This is a genomic window from Variovorax soli NBRC 106424, assembly GCF_001591385.1.
Lineage (GTDB): Bacteria > Pseudomonadota > Gammaproteobacteria > Burkholderiales > Burkholderiaceae_C > Variovorax > Variovorax soli.
In genome coordinates, this window is the sequence record NZ_BCUU01000203.1 from 1 (window position 1) to 2,533 (window position 2,533).

Below are 2,533 nucleotides of genomic sequence, written 5' to 3' on the forward strand. Positions count from 1 at the left end.
CGGCGGCATTGCCAACTTCAGCGCCATCGCCATCACCGACGGCGCGCGTGCCCCCACCCCTGCCCTCCCCCAGAGGGGGAGGGAGCGAACTTCCCTTCAGACCAGCCAGCACCACCTCCGGCGTGAAAGGCGGCGCCCGGAAGCGCACGCCGGTCGCATCGAAGATCGCGTTGGCGATGGCAGCCGTGCCCGGCACCGAGGCCGATTCACCGGCACCCAGCGGCGCCTCGCCGGGGCGCGGCATCTGCAGCACCTCGATCACCGGCACTTCGCGGAAGTTGAGGATGGGGTAGCTTCCCCACTCGCGGCTGGCCACCACGCCGGACGGCCGCACGCCGGGGAGTTGCTGCTGTTGCGGCGCCTGCGCCTGCATCTGCGGCTGCGGCGCGAACTGCACCTTCTCCTTCAGCGCACGGCTGGTGGTCTGAACCACGTTGCCATGCACCTGGTGCGCCACACCGGCCGGGTTGATGACCAGCCCCGCGTCGTGCCCCACCACCACGCGGCGCACATGCACTTCGCCGGTCTTGCGGTTGACTTCCACGTCGGCCACCCAGGCGGCCCAGGACGCGCCGAAGCCGGGCCACTTGCTGTGGACGTAGCGGGCATAGGCGAAGCCCTGGCCGAAAAGGATGTCGCCGCCGGGGCCCAGGCCGCCATCGGCGTTTTCCTGGGGCCCGCTGCGCATGCGCCAGCCCGCCTTCTGCGCCGTGGCCTGCACCAGCTCGACGGCGCGCGGGTCATGCAGGTGCTTCAGGCGGAAGGCCACCGGGTCCTCGCCCGCGGCCGTGGCCAGCTCGTCGATGTAGGACTCGTGCGCGAAGGAGTTGGGCAGCGCCGACACGCCGCGCAGCCAGGAGGCGCGCACGATGGGCGCCATGTCGTTGACCTTGACGCGCAGGTTGTCGAATTCGTAGGGCGGGCGCGCGGTGCGGTCGCCCATCTCGTAGGCCTGCGCCTGCGGTTCGATGGTTCGCGTGAGCAGCAGCGCCAGCGTAGGCGCGCCGTTGGAGGGGTAGGAAGTCTCGAAGGCGTAGGCGGCGACGCTGCCGTCGGCGTTCAGGCCGCCTTGCACCTGCATCAGCTGGGCCGCGCCCTTGGGCTCCCATGCATGCTCCTGTTCGCGGGTGAGCTGCACGCGCACCGGCGCATCCACGGCGCGCGCCAGCAACGCGGCGTCGGCGGCCACGTCGTCGGCGCCGTTGCGGCCGTAGCAGCCGGCCGCCTCCATGCGCACCACCTCCACCGCGAGTTCGTCCAGGCCCGCGAGCTGGGCCAGGTCGCGCCGCAGCACATGGGGATTCTGCGTGCCTGCCCAGACTCGTAGGCCCCCACGCTCCGCCACTTCGTGTGGCTCGCTGGGGCTCAATGCGGACTCGGCAACCCACTGCGCCACCGCGCACGACGGCCCGATGGACGCATGCATCTGGTACGGCCAGAGGTAGGTCCGCGGCATGGACCGGTCGGCCGACTGCAGCGCCGCGTCCACATCGCCTTCGTCGACCAGCAGCCGCTGCGTGGCCGGATTGGCCCGCAAGGCGCCTTCCACGTCCTGCAGCGACGGCATGCCCGGCCATGGCTTCCATTCGACGCGCAGCTCGCGCATGGCCTGCTCGGCATGTTCCTCGCGCTCGGCCACCACGCCCACGAAGTCGCGGATGACGACCACCGCCCGCACGCCGGGGATGTGCGCGATGGAGCTTTCGTCCACCGAGGCCAGCGTGTTGCCGATGAATTCGCCATGGTCGGCGCCCGCATAGGGCGGACGCACCACGCGGCCATGCAGCATGCCGGGCAGGCGCATGTCGTGCACGAACACCGTCTCGCCCGAGAGCTTGGCGGGAATGTCGGTGCGCGGCACCGAGGTGCCGACGATGCGGTAGTCCTCGACCGCCTTGACCCGCGCGTCAGGCGCGAGTTGCAGCACGGTGCGATCGCCCGCCACCAGCCGGCCGAAGTCGATGACGTGGCCTTCGCCGGCATGGATGCATCCGTTGCGCACGTCCAGCAGCGACGGCGCCACGCCGAAATACTCGGCCGCCTGTTCCAGCAGCCAGCCGCGCGCCTGCGCGGCGGCACGGCGCAGCGGCACCGCGTGGATCTGGATCGATGCACTGGCGATGGTGGCGCCCTGGTTGGGCACGCGAGCCGTGTCGCCGAGCACCATGTGCACCTGCGCCAGCGGGGCGTCGAGCTCCTCGGCCACGATCTGGGCCAACGCCGTGGCCAGGCCCGTGCCCAGGTCCACATGGCCGTTGAGCGCGGTGATGCTGCCGTCATTCCACAGCGCGAGCAGCACTTCCGGCCCCTCGGCCGGGTTGGGCGGGACGGCGGCGGGCTGGCCCGGCGCCGGCGGCGCGGCCGGCGGCGTGTCGCGCACCACCAGCAGCACCCCGTCGGCGGCCAGGAAATCAGCGCGGGTGCGAGGTGCTGCAGCGCGGCTCATCGCCCTGGCTCCCTCCCCCTTTGGGGGAGGGTTGGGGTGGGGGCCGCGCGCCCTTCGTCAAACACAGGGCGCATGCCAACGCTGCCA

General features: G+C 71.8%; 1 protein-coding gene. It reads right to left on the reverse strand.

Going from position 1 to position 2,533, the window contains the following annotated elements; translation table 11 throughout:
• A partial coding sequence (locus VSO01S_RS26250; protein WP_153305455.1) for a xanthine dehydrogenase family protein molybdopterin-binding subunit occupies positions 1–2,446 on the reverse strand: 2,446 nt, incomplete at its 3' end.
• Positions 2,447–2,533: the final 87 nt, after the last annotated feature.